This is a genomic window from Pseudonocardia sp. HH130629-09, assembly GCF_001294645.1.
Lineage (GTDB): Bacteria > Actinomycetota > Actinomycetes > Mycobacteriales > Pseudonocardiaceae > Pseudonocardia.
The window spans coordinates 5,723,362-5,745,712 of record NZ_CP011868.1; the positions used below are offsets into that span (position 1 = coordinate 5,723,362).

A 22,351-nucleotide genomic window follows, 5' to 3' on the forward strand; every position below is an offset into this window, starting at 1 on the left:
TCGATCGGATATAACGAGGAGATCGAATACCATGGCCCAGTTGTCGTTCGCGCAGCGCCGCCTGTGGTTCATCGACCGTTTCGAGGGCCCGTCGGCGACGTACAACATCCCGTTGGTGCTGCGCCTGTGCGGCGTGGTGGACACCGGCGCGCTGGGTTCCGCGGTGTGCGACGTCGTGGTGCGGCACGAGGCATTGCGGACGGTGTTCTTCGAGGACGTCGACGGCGTCCCGCACCCGCAGGTCATCCCAGCGGACGAGCTCGACTGCGATCTCGTCGTGCGTGACGTCGACGCCGGTGACGTGGACGCCGCGATCGACGAGGTGTGCGGGCACGTCTTCAATCTCTCCCGCGAGATCCCGATTCTGCCGGTGCTGCTGCGGACCGCCGTCAACCGGTCCGTGCTCGTCCTGCTCGTGCACCACATCGCGATCGACGGCGAGTCGATGGTGCCTCTGGTGCGCGACCTGTCCCGCGCCTACGACGCGCGCTGCGTCTCCATGGAGCCAGCGTTCGAACCGCTCCCGGTGCAGTACAGCGACTACGCGGTGTGGCAGCGCGAGGTCCTCGGCGACGAGGACGACCCGGACAGCGAGATCTCCGCGCAGCTCGGCTACTGGCGCGAGGAGCTCGCCGGCCAGCCCCCGCGGATCGACCTCCCGACCGACCGGCCCCGTCCCCCCGAGCCGAGCCACCGCGGCGGCGTCGTCGAGTTCCGTGTGGAGCCCCAGCTGGTAGCGGCCGCGCGTGAGCTGGCCTACGCCGAAGGCGTCACGATGCCGATGGTGCTGCAGTCGGCGCTGGTCGTACTACTGCAGCAGCTGGGCGCCGGCTCAGACGTGTCGGTCGGTTCTCCGAACGCCGGTCGTTCGGACGAGACACTCGAGGACCTTGTTGGGTTCTTCGTCAACACCTGGGTGCTGCGAGTGGACCTGTCCGGCGGCCCGTCGTTCCGGGACGTGCTGAGCCGGGTGAGAGATAAAGCACTGGCCGCCTACGACAACCAAGATGCTCCGTTCGAGCGGCTGGTGGAGGTGGTGAACCCGGAGCGGTCACGCTCGTATCACCCGTTGTTCCAGGTGATGTTCGCCTGGCAGGACCACTTCCGTCTCGATGTGAAGATGGGTGGTTTGACCGGTTCGGGAGAGACGGTCTCGTCGAAGACCTCGAAGTTCGATCTCGAGCTGGCGATCGGCGCGGACGAGTCGGGCGACGGTCTGTCCTGCTTCCTCGAGTACGCCTCCGACCTGTTCGACCGGTCGTCTGCCGACGCCATCGCCGAGCGCTTTGTGCGACTGCTGCGCCACGCGGTAGCCGAGCCGTCGCGGCGGGTCAGCTCGCTCGAGGTGCTGGCGCCCGCCGAGCGCGACGAGCTGATCGAGAGGATCAACGACACCATCGTGGCGGTGCCGCACGCGAGCGTGCCCGAGCTGGTCGAGGCGCGCGTCGCCGAGACGCCGGACGCGGTGGCAGTGGTGTGCGGTGACGTGTCGCTGTCGTTCACGGAGCTCAACACGCGGGCGAACCGTCTGGCCCGCGAGCTGGTGGCCCGAGGTGTCGGGGCAGAGTCGCTGGTCGGGCTCGCCTTGCCGCGGTCGGCCGATCTGGTGGTGGGGATGCTGGGGATCCTCAAGTCGGGCGCCGGGTACCTGCCGATCGACCCGCGCTACCCCTCGCGGCGTCTGGATCTGGTGCTCTCGCAGGCCTGCCCGGCCTTGGTGCTCACCGACTCCGGGACTGCAGGTGTGCTGCCCCCCGACGGCACCTCACGGCTGCTCCTCAACGAGGTGGACCTGCGCTCCGGCCCGGGCCACGACCTGACCGCCGCCGAGCGCTGCCTGCGGCCGGACAACGTGGCGTATGTGATGTACACCTCTGGGTCTTCGGGGACGCCGAAGGGCGTGGCGATCACCCACGGCGGTGTCGTGAACGACGCGTTGTCGCTGGCCGAGATCGTGGGAGCGTCAGCCGGATCCCGGTTCCTGGCGGCAACGTCGGTGAACTTCGACGTGTCCGCATTCGAGGTGTTCGCCGCGCTGGGATCGGGAGCCTCGGTGGAGGTGGTGCGCGACGTCCTCGAGCTCGCTGAGCGCGACACGTGGTGCGGAGACGTCGTCAGTGCAGTGCCGTCAGTCTTCGTGGAGATGCTCGACGACGTCCGCGACACCGTCGACATCGGTACCTTGATCTTTGCCGGTGAGGTGCTTTCCGCGCCGGACGTCGAGCGCGTGCGGAAGGCGTTCCCGCACACCCGCATCCTGAACGGATACGGCCAGACCGAGACATTCTACGCGTCCGCATACGAGCTCCCGGCCGGACGGGATCTCACCGGGAACGCGGCGATTGGCACTCCACTGTGGAACGTGCGGACCTACGTTCTGGGTCCGGAGCTGACCCCGGTGCCGGCTGGCGTCGTCGGCGAGCTGTACGTGGGCGGGTCGATCGGTCGCGGCTACTACGGTCGCGCGGGCATGACCGCGGAACGATTCCTGGCGGACCCGTTCGGCGCGCCGGGCGGGCGCATGTATCGCACAGGAGACCTCGCGCGCTGGCGGTCCGACGGGATCCTGGAGTGCGTCGGCCGCGCTGACAGCCAGGTCAAGCTGCACGGTCTGCGGATCGAACCGGCCGAGGTGCAGGCGGCGATGGTCGAGCACCCTGACGTCTGCGCCGCCGTCGCCGTCGTGCGCGAGGGTCGCGCCGGCAAGCAGCTCGTCGGGTACGTTGTACCCGCCGGAGGCGTCATGGATCTGACGGCGGTGCGCCGGTTCGTGGCGGAGCGGCTGCCGGAATACTCGGTCCCGTCGGTGCTGATGGAGCTCGACCGGATCCCGCTCGACTTGAACGGCAAGGTCGACCGGTCCGCGCTGCCTGAGCCGGAGACGGTCGCCGGCGCATACCGCAGCCCGCGCACGCCCGAAGAGCAGGTGCTGGCGGAGGTGTTCGCCGAGGTGCTCGGGGTGGAGCGGGTGGGCGTGGACGACGACTTCTTCGCCGTCGGCGGCGACTCGATCCGGTCGATCCAGGTGGTCGCCAGGGCACGATCGCGCGGGCTCGAGGTGACCCCGCGGACGGTGTTCGACCGCCGCACCGTCGCCGAACTGGCCTCCGTCGCGACCTCCACCGCAGCGGCCAGGCCCACCTCCTTGGACGAGCTGGCCGGCGGTGGCGTCGGCTCGATGCCGCTCACCCCCGTCGGCAGGTGGCTGATGGACCTGGTCCCCGACGGCGGCGCGAGCCGGTTCGCCATGTCGACAGTCGTGGACCTGCCGATCGGCATCGACGACGACGGCCTGGCGGCTACGCTGCAAGCCGTTCTGGACCACCACGACGTGCTGCGCTCCCGGCTCGTGACCGACGACGACGGCGAGTGGGGTATGCGCGTCGACCCGCCCGGTGCGGTTGTTGCGGGGGGCCTGGTGCGCAGGGTCCCCTGGGACGGGTCGTCGGATGTCGTCGAGTCCGAGCTGGACGCGGCGCCCGGCCGGCTGGACCCCCGTGCCGGCGTGATGGCGCAGTTCGTCCGATTCGACGCCGGCTCGGATGTCGCGGGTCGGCTCGCGGTCGTTCTGCACCACTTCGCCGTCGACGGTGTGTCCTGGCGGATCCTGCTACCGGACCTGGCCGCAGCTTGGGGTGCGGTGCAGGAGGGCCGTCCGGTGGCGCTCCCGGCCGTCGGGACGTCGATGCGGCGGTGGGCGCACGCGCTCACCACCGCGGCCGTCGCCCCGTGCCGGACCGGCGAGCTGGAGCACTGGCGCGGGGTGTTGGACGGTCCGGACCCGGTGCTGGGCCGTCGGCGCGTGGACCCCGCGCGGGACACGATGTCCACGGTCGGGACGGTCCGGGTGGATATCCCGGCCGACGTGACCGACGCGCTGCTCACCGCGGTGCCGGCCGCGTACCACGCCGGTGTGAACGACGGCCTGCTCGCCGGACTGGCGGTCGCGGTCGCGCGGTGGCGCGGTCGTCGTGGAGTCGAGGAGCCGTCCACACTGGTCCGTCTGGAGGGCCACGGTCGCGAGGAGGCGCTGGCACCGGGCGCGGACGTGTCCCGCACTGTGGGCTGGTTCACGTCAATGTTCCCGGTGCGGTTGGACACCGGCGACGTCGACCTCGACGACGTTGCCGCAGGCGGGGACGCGGCCGGCGCGGTGCTGAAGGCGGTCAAGGAACAGCTGGCGGCGGTGCCGGACAAGGGCGCGGGCTTTGGGCTGTTGCGCTGGTCGAACCCACGGTCCGCGCCGATGCTGGCGGCCTACGCGGACCCGCAGATCGGGTTCAACTACCTCGGCCGGTTCTCGGCGGCCGACATGCCTGAGCACCTGCGGGGGCTCGGGTTCACTCAAGTACTCGACGTGGACGACAGCGAGGTCGCTCTGGATCCCACAATGCCGGCGCTGTCCTCGCTGGAGATCAACTCCGCGGTGACCGACACGGACCGGGGGCCACGACTCGAAGCGGTGCTGAGCTTCCCGGCCGGCGTGCTCACACGCGACGAGGTGACCGAGCTGGCCGGACTCTGGCGGGAGGCGCTGACCGGGCTGGCCCGGCACGCGCGCACTCCCGGCGTGGGCGGGCTGACGGCGTCGGACCTGCCGCTGCTGCGCGGGGTGGCGCAGTCCGAGATTGACGGCTGGGAGCGGCGCCGGCCCGGCCTCGTCGACGCCTGGCCGCTCACCGCGCTGCAGTCCGGCCTGCTGTTCCACCGCGCGCTCGTTGTCAACCCATCCGAGGTGGATGCCTACCAGGTCCAGCTCGTCCTAGAGATCTCTGGCGCGGTCGATCCAGACCGGATGCGGATGGCCGGTCAGAGGCTGCTGGATCGGCATCCGAACCTGCGTGCGGCGTTCGAGCCGCGCATCGACGGGGGCTGGGTGCAGCTCGTCGAAGATCGGGTGGAGCTGCCCTGGAAAGTCCTCGACCTGCGAGGATGTGTCGAGGGGGAGCGGGCGGAGCGCATCGGGCGGTTCCTGGCCGACGACCACACCCGCCACTTCGACCCGGCCGCGGCGCCTCTGCTGCGCCTAGGCCTGATCCGTATCGCCGAGGACACAGCCGAGCTCGTATTCACCGCGCATCACGTGTTGTTCGATGGCTGGTCAATCCCGCTGTTGATGCAGGAGCTGCTGCGGCTCTACGGATCCGCAGGTGCGCCGGGGGACCTGACCGTAACTCGCGGCTATCGCGACTTCCTGGACTGGCTGAACCGCCAGGACCACCATGCCGCCGCGCAGGCCTGGCGCGACGAGCTGGCCGGCGTCGAGGAGCCCACGCTGATCGCTCCCGGGCCCCCCGAGCACACGGAGATCGGGCTGTGGACGGTGAACGTCGACTTGCCGGAGGCCAGCTCAGCCGCACTGGCCCGCCGGGCCGCTGAATGGGGGGTCACGGTGAACACGATGGTGCAGGCCGCCTGGGCGATCCTGCTCGGGCAGCTTACTGGCCGCGACGACGTCGTGTTTGGTGCCACCGTGTCCGGCCGTCCCGCCGAGCTCGACGGCGTCGACAGGACGATCGGCATGTTCATCAACACGGTGCCGGTGCGGATGCCGTTGGATCCGGCCACGCCGCTGCTCGAGGCCCTCGCCGGCCTGCAGAGCAGGCAGGCGGCGTTGCTCGAGCACCACTACCGGGGCCTGATCGACATCCAGCAGGACCTGGGCATGTCCTCGCTGTTCGACACGTTGGTCGTGTTCGAGTCCTACCCGGTCGACACTGACGCTGTGGCCGACGCCAACGCGGCCGCTGGCATCGAGGTGACCGGCATGCGGCCATTCTCGGCGACGCACTACCCGCTAACTCTGACCGCCGAGCTCGACCCACACCTGCACCTGGCCCTGCAGTACCAGCCCGGTCGGCTGGAGCACGAGGCCGTCGAGCAGATCGCGGTCCGACTCGGGCGGCTGCTGCAGTTGCTCTCCGGCACCGTCGATGGGGCCGCGAGCGACACCAGTGCAGCGACAGCGCTGGGCCGGATCGATCTGCTAAGCCCTGCCGAGCGTGAGCAGGTCCTGACCGGGTTCAACGACACCGCGGCGCCGTTCGCGGTGGCGACCGTCCCGGAGCGTTTCGAGCGCCAGGTCGAGACCCTGACCGATGCCGATGCGCTCGTCGTGGGTGGGACCTCGCTGACCTACGTCGAGCTCAATGCGCGGGCGAACCGGCTGGCGCACGAGCTGATCGCGCGCGGGGTGGGCCCGGAGACGTCGGTCGCGCTGATTCTGCCGCGCACGGCGAACTTGATTGTGTCGATCCTCGCTGTGCTAAAGGCGGGAGGGGCCTACGTCCCGATCGACCCGTCATACCCGACGGACCGGATCGCGCACCTGCTCGCAGACTCAGAGCCAGTGCTCGTCGTGACCGACACCGACCGGCCCCGCGGACGCGGCGGGCTCGGCGGACGCGACGTCCTCGCACTGGACGATGTGGGCGTCCGCCGCGCGCTCGCGGATCGGCCGGACCACAACCCGGTCGACGCAGACCGGACGGCGCCGCTCACTCCGCGGCACCGCGCCTACACGATCTACACGTCCGGTTCGACGGGGCGTCCGAAGGGCGTCGTCGTCGAACACGCGAGCGTGTCCAACCTGGCCGACTGGGGCGTCGCCGAGCTCGGCGCGGCCACATTCGACCGCGCGCTGGCTACGACATCGATCACCTTTGACGTGTCTGTGTTCGACACGATCGTCCCGCTGCTGGTGGGCGGCAGCATTGTGCTGCTCTCCGACGTCCTGGAGCTCGCCGATCGCGATGTCGGTCCCGGCGGGCTGTTGTGTGTCGTCCCGTCGGCGCTGGCCGCCGTCGGCGAGCAGGCCCGGCTGGACCAGATCGGCACGATTGCGCTGGCCGGTGAGGCGTTGCCGGCGAGCCTCGTCCGGTCGTTGCGCGAGACCGCGCCGGGGGCCCGGCTGGCCAACATCTATGGGCCGACTGAGAGCTGCGTCTACGCGCTCGCGTGCGTAGAGGAGGAAGTCGATGGCACCATCCCGGTCGGCCGCCCGGTGGCGAACGTCCGCGCCCGGATCCTCGACAGCGCCCTGCGGCCCGTCCCGATCGGTGTCCCAGGCGAGCTTTACCTGGTCGGCGCCGGTCTCGCCCGCGCCTACCACCTACGCGCCGGGCTCACGGCGGAGCGGTTCGTCGCCGACCCGTTCGACGGTGCCGGGGACCGCATGTACCGCACCGGTGATCTGGCCAGGTGGGACACCGACGGCCGCGTCGAGTACCTCGGCCGCGCCGACCAGCAGGTCAAGGTGCGCGGTTTTCGAATCGAGCCGGGGGAGATCGAGTCGGCGCTGACCGAGCACCCGTCAGTGACCCGGGCCGTCGTGCTGGCCCGCGACGGCGGTGCCGCCGGGCCGCGGCTAGTTGCCTGGGTGGTGCCGGAGGTCGGTACGGAGGTTGACACCGACGAGATGCGCACGTTCGTGGGCCAGCGCCTGCCCGAGTACATGGTTCCGTCCGCCGTTGTAGCGGTCGACGGGCTCCCGCTCACACCGAACGGGAAGCTCGACCGTGCCGCCCTGCCCGAGCCGTACCTCGCCGCCGGGACATACCGGGCTCCGACCACGGCCTCTGAGCAGCGGCTAGCGGAACTGTTCGCTGACGTCCTCGGCGTTCCCCGGGTCGGTCTCGACGACGGGTTCTTCAGTCTCGGCGGGCACTCACTGCTAGTAACGCGGCTGGTCGGACGTGTCCGCGAGGCGTTCGGGACCGACCTGCTGATCCGGACCGTGTTCGAGGCGCCCACGGTCGCCGAGCTGGCGGGCCACCTGGGTCGTGTCGGGGAGCGGGCGCGACCGGTGCTGGAGCAACGTGCCGGGACCGGCCCGATGCCCCTGTCCTACGCGCAGCGCCGTCTGTGGTTCATCCACCGATTCGAGGGATCATCCGCGACGTACAACATCCCGGTCGTGTTCCGGCTCTGCGGCATGGTGGACGCCGACGCGCTGGGCGCCGCGCTGCGCGACGTCGTGGTGCGGCACGAGGCATTGCGGACGGTGTTCATCGAAGACGTCGACGGCATTCCGCATCAGCAGGTCGTGTCGGAGGACGAGCTCGGGCGTGTGCTGGAGTTGACCGACGTCGCTGCCGAGGAGGCGGAAGCGGCCGTTGCCGCGGCGATGGAGTATCCGTTCGACCTGGCCGACGAGATCCCGGTGCACGCCGTGCTGTTCCGAATCGACGACGGCCGCAGCGAACTCGCACTCGTCGTGCACCACATCGCGGCGGACGGCGAGTCGATGGTGCCGCTCGTGCGCGACCTGTCGATCACGTACGAGGCGCGCAGTAGTGGTGTCGCACCAAGGTGGGAGCCGCTGCCGGTGCGGTACGCGGACTACGCGCTGTGGCAGCGCGAGGTCCTCGGCGACGAGGACGACCCGGACAGCGTCATGGCTGCCCAGTCCGAGCACTGGCGGGCCGAGCTGGAGGGTGCGCCGCAGCCATTGATGTTGCCGATCGACCGCCCCCGGCCCCGAGAGGCGAGCCACCGGGGTGCGGGCGTCCGGTTCGGGGTCGACCCTGGGCTGGTCGCCAGGGCGCGGGAGCTGGCCGCCGCCGAGGGCGTGACGATGCCGATGTTGCTGCAGTCAGCGCTGGTGGTGCTGTTGCAGCAGCTGGGTGCAGGGCCGGACGTGTCGGTCGGTTCCCCGATCGCCGGTCGTTCGGACGAGGCGCTGGTGGATCTCGTTGGGTTCTTCGTGAACACGTGGGTGCTGCGGGTGGACCTGTCCGGTGGCCCGTCGTTCCGGGACGTGCTGGGCCGGGTGCGGTCGAAGGCGTTGGCCGCCTACGACAATCAGGATGCTCCGTTCGAGCGGCTGGTGGAGGTGGTGAACCCGGAGCGGTCACGTTCATATCACCCGTTGTTCCAGGTAATGATTGCGTGGCAGGACAGCTCCCGCGTCGAACTCGACACGTCGTCGCTGACCGGCCGGATGGAGATGGTCCCGACCGGTACAGCGAAGTTCGACCTCCAGTTCGCGTTCGGGCCGGACGGCGACGGCCTGTCCGGATACCTGGAGTTCGCCACAGACCTGTTCGACCGGTCGTCGGCCGACGCCATCGCGGACCGCTTCGTGCGGCTGCTGGACCGGGTGGTGACCGCACCGGGCGACCGCGTCGCGTCGCTGGACGTGCTGTCCGCCGACGAGCGGGATCGGCTGCTGACCCGGGTCAACGACACGGCCGTGCCGGTACCGGACGTGACGGTGCCGGAGCTGGTGGAGGCGCGTGTGGTGGAGGCTCCGGACGCTGTGGCGGTGGTGTGCGGTGACGTGCGGCTGACGTTCGCGGAGCTCGACGCGCGGGCAAACCGGCTGGCGCGCGAGCTGGTTCGCCGCGGGGTCGGCCCCGAGTCGTCGGTGGGGCTGGCGCTGCCGCGCTCAGCGGAGCTGGTGGTGGGGATGCTGGGGATCCTGAAGTCGGGGGCGGCGTACCTACCAATCGACCCGCGGTACCCATCGAAGCGGTTGGACCTGATCCTGGCCGAGGCACGGCCGGCACTGGTGCTCTGCGACGCCTCCACGGCCGGCGTGGTGCCCGGCCACGGGACGCCGCTGCTGTCCCTGGACGGAATCGACCTCTGCTCGGGGCCAGCAGGGCCTCTCACGGACGAGGACAGGGCAGCACCGCTGCGCCCAAGCAACGTGGCCTACGTGATGTACACCTCGGGATCATCTGGGACTCCGAAGGGCGTCGCGATCACCCACGCCGGCGTCGTGAACGACGTGCTGTGCCTGGCTGAGGTGGTGGGGGTCGCGGCGGGGTCGCGCCTGTTAGCTGCGACATCGGTGAACTTCGACGTGTCGGTGTTCGAGATCTTCTCGGCGCTCGGGTCGGGCGCCTCGGTCGAAGTAGTGCGCGATGTCCTCGAACTCGCCGAGCGCGGGGGTTGGTCGGGCACCGCGATCCACGCGGTCCCGTCCGTGTTCGCTGAGATCCTCGAACAGGTGTCGGGCGGCCTCGACGTGGAGACGCTCGTGTTCGGTGGCGATGCCCTGTCTGCCGACCTGTTGGCGCGGATCCGGACGGCGGCACCGCATGCCCGGCTCGTCCAGGCCTACGGCCAGACCGAGGACCTGTACGCGACGACACACTCGATCCCGGCCGACTGGTCAGGTCCCGGCAACCCGCCGATCGGCAAACCGCTGTGGAATGTACGAACCTACGTCCTGGGCCCGGAGCTCGCGCCGGTGGCCCCGGGTGTGACCGGGGAGCTCTACGTCGGCGGATCAATCGGCCGCGGCTATCACGCGCGTCCTGGTCCGACCGCCGAGCGGTACGTCGCGGACCCGTTCGGTGAGCCGGGTGGGCGCATGTACCGCACGGGGGACCTCGCGCGGTGGACTACCGACGGCGATCTGGAGTACCTGGGCCGCGGCGACGCGCAGATGAAGGTCCGTGGCTTCCGCGTAGAGCCCGCCGAGATCGAGTCCGCGCTGGTAGAGCACCCGAGCGTGTCGGCGGCCGTCGTGGCGGTGCGCGGAGGCCGCGGCTCCGGAGCCGGTCAACTCATTGGATACGTCGTGCCCACCGGCAGCGGAGGGGGATCGGGCATCGTCGACGTCAACGCGCTCGTCGATGTCGCGTCGGTCCGCCGGTTCGCGACCGGACGGCTACCGGAGTACGCGGTGCCCTCGATTCTGATGGTGCTCGATCACCTGCCGCTCGACCTCAATGGCAAGGTGGAGCGCGCGGCCCTGCCGGAGCCGGAGGTCGCCGCCGGGGCGTACCGCGCCCCTCGTTCGGAGACCGAGCGGGCGCTGGCGGAGGTGTTCGCCGAGGTGCTCGGGGTGGAGCGGGTGGGCGTGGACGACGACTTCTTCGCCGTCGGCGGCGACTCGATCCGGTCGATCCAGGTGGTCGCCAGGGCACGATCGCGCGGGCTCGAGGTGACCCCGCGGACGGTGTTCGACCGCCGGTCCGTGGCGGCGCTGGCCGAGGTTGCAGTCGCCACGTCCGCCGCGGTTCCGGCGGTCTCCGAGCTTGACGGCGGTGGGGTCGGCCGGATGCCACTGCCACCAGTCGGGTGCTGGCTGATGGACCTCGTGCCCGATGGCAACATGAGCCGGTTCGCGATGTCCTCGCTGGTGGACCTTCCCGTCGGGATCGACGAGCACGACCTGGCGGCGACGCTGCAGGCGGTGTTGGACCACCATGACGTACTGCGCTCCCGGCTGGTCGGCGACCACCGGGCCATGGAAGTCGCGCCCGCTGGGACCGTCCGGGCAGATGAGCGGGTTCACCGTGTGCGGTTCTCGGGTGATTGGGACCGTCCGGAGTGGCCGTCGACGTACGCGTCCGAGTTGGATACGGCGACGGGGCTGCTCGATCCGCAGGACGGTGTGATGGGGCGATTCGTGTGGTTCGATGCGGGCCCGGACCGGCCGGGCCGTCTAGCCGTGGTGCTACATCATCTCGTCGTCGACGGCGTGTCATGGCGGGTGCTCCTTCCGGATATGGCCGCGGCGTGGTCGGCGGTGCGCGACGGCCGGGTGGCCGCGTTGCCCGCGGTCGGGACGTCGGCGCGCCGCTGGGCGCATGCGCTGGCCGACGCGGCCGTCGCGCCCGCACGCGAGGACGAGCTCGCGTTCTGGCGTGATGTGCTGGACGGACCGGATCCGGTCCTGGGCCGGCGCCGGGTGAACCCCCTTCGGGACACGATGGCCGCGGTCGAGACGGTCCGTCTTGACGTGCCGGTCGAGGTAACCGAGGGCCTGCTCACGGCTGTCCCAGCCGCGTACCGATCCGGGGTCAACGACGGCCTGCTGGCCGCCCTCGCGGTTGCGGTCGCCGGCTGGCGCGCCCGTCGTGGGGTGGACGAGTCATCGGCGCTGATCCGGCTGGAGGGACACGGCCGCGAGGATGCCCTGCTGCCGGGTGCGGACGTCTCACGCACGGTGGGCTGGTTCACGTCGATGTTCCCGGTGCGGGTCGACGCAGAACGCGCCGACCTGGACGAGGTGTGCGCCGGTGGCGCCGCCGCCGGGACGGTCGTGAAAGCGGTCAAGGAGCAGCTGGCGGCAGTGCCGGACAAAGGCGTCGGATACGGGCTGCTGCGCTGGTCGAACCCCCGCACCATGCCGCTGCTCGCCGGTTACGAGACACCGCAGATCGGGTTCAACTACCTGGGCCGGTTCTCAGACACGGATATGCCAGAGGATCTGCGGGGCCTCGGCTTCACGCAGGTCACCGACGTCGACGGGGCAGACGCCGCGATGGATGCCGACATGCCGGCCTTGTCCTCGGTCGAGATCAACTCACTGGTCACCGACCGGGCGGACGGACCCCGGTTGACGGCGTTCCTGAGCTTCCCGACCGGTGTACTCGACCGCGACGAGGTGGCCGAGTTGGCCGACCTATGGGCCGATGCGCTGGCCGGGCTGGCCCGGCACGCCGCCAGACCGGGCGTGGGCGGGCTCACCCCGTCCGATCTGCCGTTGGTCGACGCCGGGCAGGACCGCATCGAACAGTGGGAGGCGGCGTACCCGGGCCTGGCCGACGTCTGGCCGCTGACGCCCCTGCAGTCCGGCCTACTGTTCCAGAGCATGCTGACCCGCGAGACGGTCGACGCATACCAGATGCAGTTCGTGTTCCGCCTCAACGGCACCGTCGACCCGGCCCGGATGCGGGTGGCCGGGCAGGCACTGCTGGACCGGCATGCGACGCTGCGGGCCGCGTTCGCCGCCGGCGCCGACGGTGGTCAGGTACAGCTGATCCAGGACCGCGTCGAGCTGCCGTGGCAGGTTGTGGACCTGCGCGGGTACGACGAGCAACGGCGCAGGTACGAGTTCGAACGGTTCCTCGCCGAGGACCACGAGCTGCACTTCGCCCCGGCGTCGCCGCCGCTGCTGCGGCTGTCGCTGGTACGCACCGGCGACGACGGCGGCGAGCTCGTCCTGACCGCGCACCACGTGCTGTTCGACGGCTGGTCGATCCCGGTCCTGATGCAGGAGCTGCTGCGGTTGTACGGGGCCGCGGGGGACCAGGGCGCGCTACCCGCCGTGCGGAGCTATCGTGAGTTCCTGGCCTGGCGGGACTGTCAGGACAACGGTGCCGCGACGGCCGCCTGGCGGGATGCTCTTGCCGGCGTCGACGAGCCGACGCTGCTCGTCCCAAGCGGCGCGGCCGACGGGGGTGACACCTCGGTGGCCCATGTCGAGGTCGCGCTCACCGGGGAGGAGACCCGCGCACTGTCGCGACGGGCCGGCGAGTGGGGTGTCACGACGAACACCATGGTGCAGGCCGCGTGGGCGATCCTGCTCGGGCAGCTCACCGGCCGCGACGACGTCGTGTTCGGCGCGACCGTGAGCGGACGCCCGGCCGAGCTGGCCGGTGTGGACTCGATGGTCGGGTTGTTCATCAACACGGTGCCCGTGCGGATGCCGTTGGCCCCGGCCACGCCGCTGCGCGAGGCCCTCACCGACCTGCAGAGCAGGCAGGCGGGGTTGCTTGAGCACCACCACCGGGGCCTGGTCGAGATCCAGCAGGACCTGGGTCTGGCCTCGCTGTTCGACACGCTGGTGGTCTTCGAGTCCTACCCGTTCGACGGCGCCGGGTTCGTGGACGCCGACGCCAACGGGGGCCTCACCGTCGGCGGAATGCGGGTCGCCTCGGGCACCCACTACCCGCTGACCGTGATGGCGGTGACCACCCCGCAGCTGCAGCTCTCACTCGACTACCGGCCGGACGTGCTGGAGCACGGTGCGGTCGCGGGGATGGCCGAACGGCTAATCCGGATCCTGCGCGGCTTCGCCGAGGCCCCGGCCGGGCGGCTCGGTGACGTCGACCTGCTGAGCGCGGCCGAGCACCACGAGCTCGCCGAGCGCAACGACACAGCCGCCGAGCTGCCCGCGGGAACCGTGCCGGAGCTGGTCGGGCTCCAGGTCGGGCGGACGCCGGACGCGGTGGCGGTGGAGTGCGGCCCGGTGTCGCTAACCTACCGCGAGCTGGACCGCAGAGCACGACGGCTGGCCGGCGAGCTGGCGGCTCGTGGTGCGGGACCGGAGACGTTGGTGGCCCTCGCGTTGCCGCGGACGGCGGACCTGATCGTCGCCCTGCTCGGGATCCTGCACTCCGGTGCCGGGTACCTTCCGCTCGATCCGGCCTACCCGTCGGACCGACTGGCAACGGTGCTCGGCGAGGCTCGTCCCGGACTGCTGCTGACCGACAGGGCGACGGCGCCGTCGTTGCCACCGGGCGACGTCGTCACCGTGCACTTGGAGGACCTTCACCTCGACGACGGTGCGCCTGCGGGGCATCACCGAACACCGCGTCCGGACAACCCGGCGTACGTGATGTACACATCGGGTACGTCCGGGCGGCCGAAGGGCGTGACGATCACCCACCACGGCGTGGTCAATGGCGTCACAGCGCTGACGGGGGTGACCGACCGGCCGGCCGGCTCGCGGCTGTTGGCCGGCACGTCGATCAACTTCGACGTGTCCGTGTTCGAGATCGTCACGACGCTCTGCTCCGGAGGGATCGTCGAGGTTGTGCGCGACGTGCTCGTGCTGGCTGAGCGCGAAGACTGGGACGGCGGAGTGATCAGCACCGTGCCGTCGGCGTTCGCCGGACTCGCCGACCGAGCGGGTCGCACGTTTCGCGCGGACACCCTGGTGTTCGCAGGGGAGGCGCTGCCGTCCGACCTGGTCCGGAGGGCCCGCGAGGCGCTGCCGGGCGTGCGAATCGTCAACGGCTATGGCCAGAGCGAAACGTTCTACGCCAGCGCATTCGCGCTGCCCGCCGGCGACGACCGTAAACTCGGTGACAGCGCGCCCATCGGGACCCCGCTGAGCAACATGCGCACCTACGTGCTCGGGCCGGGCCTGACCCCAGTCCCGCCCGGCGGTGTCGGGGAGCTGTACGTCGCCGGAGCGGTCGGGCGCGGGTACTACCACGCGCCGGGCCTGACGGCCGAACGGTTCGTCGCGGACCCCTGGGGTCCTCCTGGTGACCGGATGTATCGGACTGGGGACCTGGCCCGGTGGGACGACCACGGGATGCTGGAGTACCAGGGCCGCGCCGACCAGCAGGTCAAGGTGCGCGGCTTCCGGATCGAGCCGGGCGAGGTCGAGTCGGCGTTGACCGCGCACCCGTCGGTGGAAAGGGCGGTGGTGACCACCCGCGACGGTACAGCCGGTCGCCGTCTGGTCGCCCACGTAGTGCCCGCCGGCGACGACGGGATCGACGGGACCGCGCTCACCGCGTTCGTCGGGGAGCGGCTACCGGAGTACATGGTGCCGTCGGCGGTGATGGCACTCGACGCGCTGCCGACGACACCGAGCGGGAAGCTCGACCGGGCCGCGCTGCCCGAGCCGGAGGCCGACACGCGACCGTACCGGGCGCCGGGCACGACATGGGAGGCCCGCCTGGCCCGGTTGTTCGCCGACACACTCGGAGTGCCCCAGGTCGGTGCCGACGACGGGTTTTTCGCTCTCGGCGGACACTCCCTGCTCGCGACCCGGCTGGTCGGGACGATCTCCGAGGAGTTCGGGATCTCCCTGCCGATACGCATGGTGTTCCAGTACCCGACGGTGGGCGAGCTGGCCGCGGAGCTGGAGTCCGGTGCCGAGTCCCGGTTCGAGGACCCCTACGCGCGGGTGCTGACGATCCGGTCCGGCGGGGAGAAGGCCCCGCTGTGGTTCGTACAGCCCGGCTTCGGGCTGAGCTGGTCCTACCTGAACCTGGCCCCGCACATCACAGACCGGCCGATCTATGCGTTCCAGGCAGCCGCGTTCAGCGGTGCGGCCCAGCCCGCCTCGCTGCTGGAGATGGTCGACGACCACGTCGAGCGGATCCTCGAGGCCCAGCCCGAGGGGCCGTACCTGCTGATGGGCTGGTCGTTCGGCGGGACGGCCGCGCACGCCATCGCCGCAGAGCTGGAGCATCGCGGCCGCGAGGTGGGGCTGCTCGGGTTGCTGGACTGCGCGCCCTGTAGGTACTTCCACGACGTCGAGGAGATCCCGAAGCACAACGTGGAGGAGATCCTCGCCGACTACATCGGACACATGGTCGGCTCCACCGGCTACCGGCACGTCCTCAGCTGCTCAGCGGACGCTCTGATCAACCACATGTCGCTGCTACGTACCGCGGACTCGCCGGTGTTTACCGGCCGCGCGGTCTTCTTCAAGGCCGCCCACAGCGTCGACGGCTACTACTCCGGGGACTCGTCCGAGTGGCTTGAGTACATCCTGGGCGGGATCGCCGAGCACGTCGTCGACACGACCCATCCCCAGATGTGCGACGCCGGGCCAGCGGCCGAGATCTGCGCCATCGTCAACCGGGAGCTCGACGAGCTCCGGTAACCGCACGGGGTTCTCGAGACCCGACCAACGACGGGGTCCCCGCCCGGCGCATTGCCGGGCGGGGACCTCGTCGTCTGGAGGGGTCACCAGGACACGGGGAGCTCCTCGAGCCCGTAGACCCCGCGGTCGTCGGTGAACCGCAGCTCGTCGAACGCCACCGCGGCCCGCAGCCCTGGGACCCGCGCGAGCAGCGAGTCGAACGCAATCTGCAGCTCGAGTCGGGCTAGGTTTGCGCCGATGCACTGGTGCGGGCCGTACCCGAACGCAAGGTGCCGGTTGGGCCGGTCGATGTCGAACGAGTCTGGGTCGTCGAAGCCGTCTGGGTCCCGGTTCGCCGCGTTTGTCAGCGCGACCACGCCGTCACCGCGGGGGACCGTCGTGCCGCCGATCCTGATGTCTTCGGTGGCGACCCGCACCATCGCCTGCTCGCCGACGGTGAAGAAGCGCAGCAGCTCCTCCACGAACGCGCGGGTGCACGACGGATCCCTCCGGACCCGTTCGGCGATGTCGTTGCGTCGCAAAAGGACCAGCGTGCCGAGCGATAGCATGCCTGCAGACGTCTCATGGCCGGCCACCAGTAGCAGGAACGCGAGGCTCACCAGCGCCTCACGGTCGTACTCGCCGTTCTCGCGCAGGCTGATGATCTGGCGGCCGACCAGGTCGTCGGTCGGCGTAGCCTCCTTGCTCGCGACGAGATCGGTCATCATCTCGACGAGGACGGCGAACGCGTCGTCGCGCTCCCGCTCGGACGAGGAGATACTGACCAGACGCGTGCTGTTCTCCAGGAAGCGAGCTGTGTCGTCAGGCGCCACCCCCAGTTGCTCGCTCATCACCAGCGCCGGCAACGGCACGGAGAACTCGGCAACAAGGTCGGCCGGTGCCGGCCTGGCCAGCATCCGGTCGAGCCGGTGGTCCACGAGGCGTTGCACGACAGGGCGCAGCTCGCGGACCCGTCGTGCTGTGTACTCGCCCATCACCCGCTTGCGCGCCGAGTGGTGCTCGTCGCCGTCGAGGTTGATCAGAAGCCGGATCGGTTGCTCCGTCGGCTGCTCGCTCGTGAAAGTCGGGTAGCCCGGGAGCGTGTTGTCCGAGCTCAGGCGGGAGTCGGTGAGCAGCGCGCGGATGTCGGCGTAGCGGGTCACCGCCCACGCCCTCGCACCGTTCGGCATGTCGACTGGGCAGACCGCCGATTCTGCGCGCATCCGCGCGTACTCCAGGGGAGGGGAGAACGGGCACTCCCGGCGCATCGGGAGCTTCCGTGTCGACGATGGAACCGCCGCGTCGGACCCGCTCACGCCGACCGATTCTGCAACCGAGTGGCGAACCGCACGGGGAGGCCCAGCAGGTGGTTGCCCTCGCCCGGCCAGAAGTCATACTCCAGCCGGTCACGGGGGACCGCGAGCTCGAGGTCCCCCCCGGACAAGAGCAGCCGGTCGAAAGCCACCTCGGCCTGAGCCTTGGCCAGCGCCGCCCCGAGGCAGTAGTGGGCGCCGGCGCCGAACGCGAGATGTTCCTCACCGCGCGCCGGCGTCTCCCGGGTGATGTCTAGCCGGTCAGGGGCATCGAAGACGGCCGGGTCGTGATCGGCGGCGAGCAGGCCGTACGTGACGGCCTCGCCACGGCGCACCGGACATCCAGAGATCTCCAGGTCCTCCCTCGCGTACGCGGTCGCACCGATCGTCACCGGTGTCGTCCAGCGCAGCAGCTCGTGCATCGCGGACCCTAGCAGCGCCGGCTCCGCGCGCAGGCGCGCCAGCTGGTCCGGGTGATCCAGCAGGGTGAGCACCGAGTTCGTAACGAACAGCACCGGCGGCGTCTGGCCGGTGTTGATCAGCAGGAAAACCATCGAGATGATCTCGTCATCGGTAGTCGGATCCGCGTCGGCGATCATCGCGGAGATCACGTCGTCGGCCGGTTCGTGGCGCCGCACCGCGATCATCTCCCGGCTCAGCTCGACGATCCCGTCGAGGCCCTCGACGACATCGGCGGTCGTCGCGCCCGAGACGAACTGCCGGATCCAACGCGATACCTTCTCCCGGTGTCGCTCCTCGATGCCGAGCAGGTCAAACACCGCCCGGCTCGCGAGCGGGTAGCAGAAGTCGGTCATCAGGTCGAACTGCTCCCGGCCGGCCAGCTCTGCCACGAGCTCGTCGGCCAGGCTCTCAACGCGGGCCCGGCCCCGGCTTACCCGCCGGGCCGACATCGTCCGGACGACCTTGGCCCGCAACCTCGCGTGCTCCGGTCCGTTCATCATGACCAGGCTCGTTAGGTACGGCTCGTACTCGGGCGGGATGCCCCATGCGGAGTTCATCTCGGCGCCGAGGTCCGGAACCTGCTCACCGGGGACCTTCGCCCGATCACGCTCGAAGCGCGGATCCGTCATGATCGCGCGGACGTCGGCGTAGCGTGACGCCAGCAGCACTGGTGAGGTGGTCCCCGGCAGGATCACACGCACGAGCGGCGCCTCCTCGCGCAGCTCGGTGTACCCGTGCACTGGATCGCTCGCCTGTTCAGGCGTCAGTTCGATGATCGGTCGCGTCATGGCTGCTCTCTCCTCGGCCGTCGTTCGGCAACGTCACCGTTCTCGACCGTAACTTGACCAAACGCCCATCGAAACGTTTCGCGGAACGCGAAGGACCATTCCGCTCTGTGGTCCTCACCATGCGGCTACGGTTTTGTCACGTGTCCTGTCAGCGGGACAGCGGGCGCGTCGCCGATCCTTTCCGTCGGGTCGTGATAATTGCCGGAAAGCGCATCTGTGTCGCATCGTCGAATCAGGCTCCGCATCGCCGGCGACGTCCGGCGCGCGAGCGGCTGATCAGCTGCACGTCCACCCAACCACGAGACGAGGTGCCCCGATGTACTCGGAGACCGCCGATCGGGCGACCAGCCCGCGCCGTTACCTGATGTGCCGTCCGACCTATTTCGACGTCACGTACTCGATCAACCCCTGGATGGACCCGAAGCGGTCCGTCTCGACCGATCTGGGCATCGAGCAGTGGAAGCGCCTGCACGACGTGTTCGTGACCCTCGGCCACGATGTGGAGCTGCTCGAGCCACGGCCCGGGCTACCGGACATGGTGTTCGCCGCCAACGGCGCCACCGTCTGCGACGGCCGTGCGCTGGTGGCGCGGTTCCGACACTCCGAGCGCGCGGACGAGGCCGACTACTACGTCGAATGGTTCCGCAGTCAGGGATGGTCGGAGGTGGAGCGCGCCACGTACGTCAACGAGGGCGAGGGCGACTTCCTCTGCGCTGGCGATGAGATCCTGGCCGGGACCGGCTTCCGCAGCGATCCCCGCGCGCACGACGAGGTTCGCGAGTTCTTCGGCCGGACGGTCGTGTCGCTGGAGCTCGTCGACCCGTATCTTTACCACCTCGACACCGCCCTGGCTGTGCTCTCCGACGACGACGTCATGTACTACCCCGCCGCCTTCTCGGACGAGAGCCAGAAGGTTCTGCAGGACCGGTTCCCCCACGCGATCCACGCCGACCTGTCCGACGTTAACGTGTTCGGCCTGAACGCGGTCTCCGACGGCCAGAACGTCGTCCTGCCGGCCGAGGCCGTCGGCCTGCGGGACCAGTTGCGCGATCGTGGATACACCCCCGTCGGCGTCGAGCTCGCCGAGCTGTTGAAGGCGGGCGGCAGCGTGAAGTGCTGCACTCTCGAACTGCGTACATGAGGCCGGCGGGAGGCAACGACAGGAGACGCGCATGACCTCGTCGTCGATCACTGCTCAACCCGACGCCCAGCTACGGTTCTGGCAGGCCGAGCTGGCCGGTGCCCCGTCGCCGCTACCTCTCCCTACCTGCCGGGTACGCAGCGCTGACCGGCAGGGGAACGCGGGCCGGGTTGGGTTCGTCGTTGGGACACGCTCGGCCGACGCCCTCGGCCGCCTGGCCGAAGAGGCTGGCACTCGCCCTGTCATCGTGCTTCAGGCGGCGTTCGCCGTGCTGCTGCATCAGGTGGGGTGCGGTGCCGATGTGCCGATCGCGACCGCGTCCGCCGGCATCGTGACCGCGGTGCTGCGCGCCGACCTGGCGGGAAACCCGTCGTTCGGCGAGTTGGTCGGGCGCTTGCGGGACCGGGCGGCGGCCGCGGTGCAGCATCCGGTGCCGTTCGACGAGCTGGCCCGCCACCTCGAGCCGGACACCCCGGTCGGATGCCACCCGCTGGCTCAGGTCGCCGTCGAAACCGGCGGATCGGGCCGAGCCAGTGAGCCCCTAGCTGGAGACCGCTCCGGTGGTGTCGGACCCGACCTGGTGGTTCGACTCGACGAGAGGATCGGGCCGGGTCGCTGCCGGGCGGGCGAACTCACGTTCGCCCCCGACCTGTTCGCCCGCGCGGGCGCGTCCGCGCTGGCACGCGGGCTCGTGCGCGTGCTGGACCGTGTGACCGCGGACCCGGCTGTCTTGGTCAGTCGGATCGATGTGCTCGACCCGGCCGATCGGAACCGTCTGCTGGTGGCCGGGGCAGGTTCGGTGAAAGTCCGGACCCGGGTCACGGTCGGAGACCTGGTGCACTGCCAGGTGCTCGCGACGCCGGACGCGGTCGCAGTGCTCGACGGGGACCGGTCGCTGACCTACCGCGAGCTCGATGCCCGCGCGAACCGGCTGGCCCGGTGGCTGGCCGGGCGGGGGATCGGGACCGAGTCCCTCGTCGGTGTCGCGCTCGACCGCTCCGCCGATCTGGTGGTCTGCCTGCTCGGGATCCTGAAGTCCGGCGCCGCCTATCTCCCCATCGACCCTGCCTACCCGGGCCGCAGGCTGGCGCAGCTGCTCACCGACGCCGACCCCGCGCTGCTTATCACCGAGGTCGCTGTCGCCGACGCGCTGCCCGCGCATGACGGACCGCTCCAGCTGCTCGACGAACTCGACCTCAACACCGGGCCAGAGAGCGCACCGGACGTCGACCGGCACCCGGACGCCCTCTGCTACGTGATGTACACGTCCGGATCCACCGGCTCGCCCAAGGGCGTCGGTGTGTCGCACGCGGCTGTCATCAACGGTCTCGCCGGTCTCGCCGACGTCGTCGGCGCGCGCCGCGGGGCCCGGCTGCTGGCCGGGACCTCGATCAACTTCGACGTGTCCGTATTCGAGGTCTTCACCGCCCTGTCCACCGGCGGCGTGGTGGACGTCGTACGCGACATACTCGCGCTCGGCGAGCGCCGGTCGTGGACCGGCGCCGTAGTGCACACAGTCCCGTCCGTGTTCGCCGGAGTACTCGAACGCCTCGGCGGCCGGCTCACCGTCGACACCCTTGTATTCGCCGGCGAGCGGCTGCCGTCCGAGCTAGTCCGGCGCGTGCGCGAGTCCGTTCCGGGCGCGGCGCTCGTGAACGCCTACGGCCAGACCGAGAGCTTCTACGCCACTACCTGCACGCTGCCGGCCGGCCACGACCCGGAAGCCGGTGTGCCGATCGGGACGCCGCTGGCCAACATGCGGGCCTATGTGCTTGGAGCCGGCCTACAGCCGCTGCCGCCGGGAGCGGAGGGTGAGCTCTACATCGCCGGGATTGTGGCGCGCGGGTACCGCGGACAGCCGGACCTAACGGCGGAACGTTTCGTTGCCGACCCGTTCGGCCCGCCGGGGGAGAGGATGTACCGGACCGGTGACATGGCCCGGTGGAACGACGACGGGCAGCTCGAGCACCTCGGCCGCAGCGACGGTCAGATGAAGCTGCGCGGTGTCCGAATCGAGCCGGCTGAGATCGAGTCTGCTCTCACCGAGCACCCGTCGGTCCGGCATGCCGTGGCCAGGTTGTGGCGCGGCGACGGCGATTCCGAGGACCTGCTCATCGCCTACGTCGTGCCTGCCACTGCCGCGACGCCGTATCCGCGTGAGCTGCGGCGTTTCATGCGCGGTCGTCTACCCAGCGCAATGATCCCGTCCCGGTTCGTGACGCTGGACCACCTCCCGTTGACACCGAATGGCAAGTTGGACCGTTCCGCGCTGCCTGCTGTTCCGCGCCGCGCCTGATCCCCCCGGACGCCAAAGGCCCCCGCCGACGTAGCGGGGGCCTTCGGCGTCCGGGGGGTG

5 protein-coding genes are annotated in these 22,351 nt (G+C 70.3%); 3 read left to right on the forward strand and 2 right to left on the reverse strand.

Features of this window, described 5'->3' with window-relative positions; translation table 11 throughout:
- Nucleotides 1-31 precede the first annotated feature (31 nt).
- On the forward strand, nucleotides 32-16,312 hold the full coding sequence (locus XF36_RS26735; RefSeq protein WP_060714096.1) for a non-ribosomal peptide synthetase: 16,281 nt from the start codon (nucleotides 32-34) through the stop codon (nucleotides 16,310-16,312).
- Nucleotides 16,313-16,395: 83 nt separating this feature from the next.
- On the opposite strand, the gene XF36_RS26740 is transcribed toward XF36_RS26735, so the two are convergent.
- The gene (locus XF36_RS26740) at nucleotides 16,396-17,454 is read right to left on the reverse strand and encodes a cytochrome P450 (protein WP_238589033.1); all 1,059 of its coding nucleotides are present in this window, start codon (nucleotides 17,452-17,454) and stop codon (nucleotides 16,396-16,398) included.
- A gap of 149 nt (nucleotides 17,455-17,603) precedes the next feature.
- Nucleotides 17,604-18,854, reverse strand: a complete 1,251-nt coding sequence (locus XF36_RS26745) for a cytochrome P450 (RefSeq protein ID WP_060714098.1) — start codon at nucleotides 18,852-18,854, stop codon at nucleotides 17,604-17,606.
- Between the two features lie 316 nt (nucleotides 18,855-19,170).
- Between XF36_RS26745 and ddaH the strand changes: the two genes are divergently transcribed.
- Entirely contained in the window at nucleotides 19,171-19,995 is an 825-nt protein-coding gene (ddaH, locus tag XF36_RS26750; protein WP_060714099.1) for a dimethylargininase, read from the forward strand.
- 31 nt (nucleotides 19,996-20,026) lie between these two features.
- Entirely contained in the window at nucleotides 20,027-22,291 is a 2,265-nt protein-coding gene (locus XF36_RS26755) for a non-ribosomal peptide synthetase (RefSeq protein ID WP_082375677.1), read from the forward strand.
- The last annotated feature ends 60 nt before the right edge of the window (nucleotides 22,292-22,351 follow it).

What these genes read in the sequence shown, in the direction of transcription:
- XF36_RS26755 (WP_082375677.1), top strand. Translation starts at nt 20,027, where the DNA reads ATGACCTCGTCGTCGATCACTGCTCAACCCGACGCCCAGCTACGGTTC.
- ddaH (WP_060714099.1), top strand. Translation starts at nt 19,171, where the DNA reads ATGTACTCGGAGACCGCCGATCGGGCGACCAGCCCGCGCCGTTACCTG.
- XF36_RS26745 (WP_060714098.1), bottom strand. Translation starts at nt 18,854, where the DNA reads ATGACGCGACCGATCATCGAACTGACGCCTGAACAGGCGAGCGATCCA.
- XF36_RS26735 (WP_060714096.1), top strand. Translation starts at nt 32, where the DNA reads ATGGCCCAGTTGTCGTTCGCGCAGCGCCGCCTGTGGTTCATCGACCGT.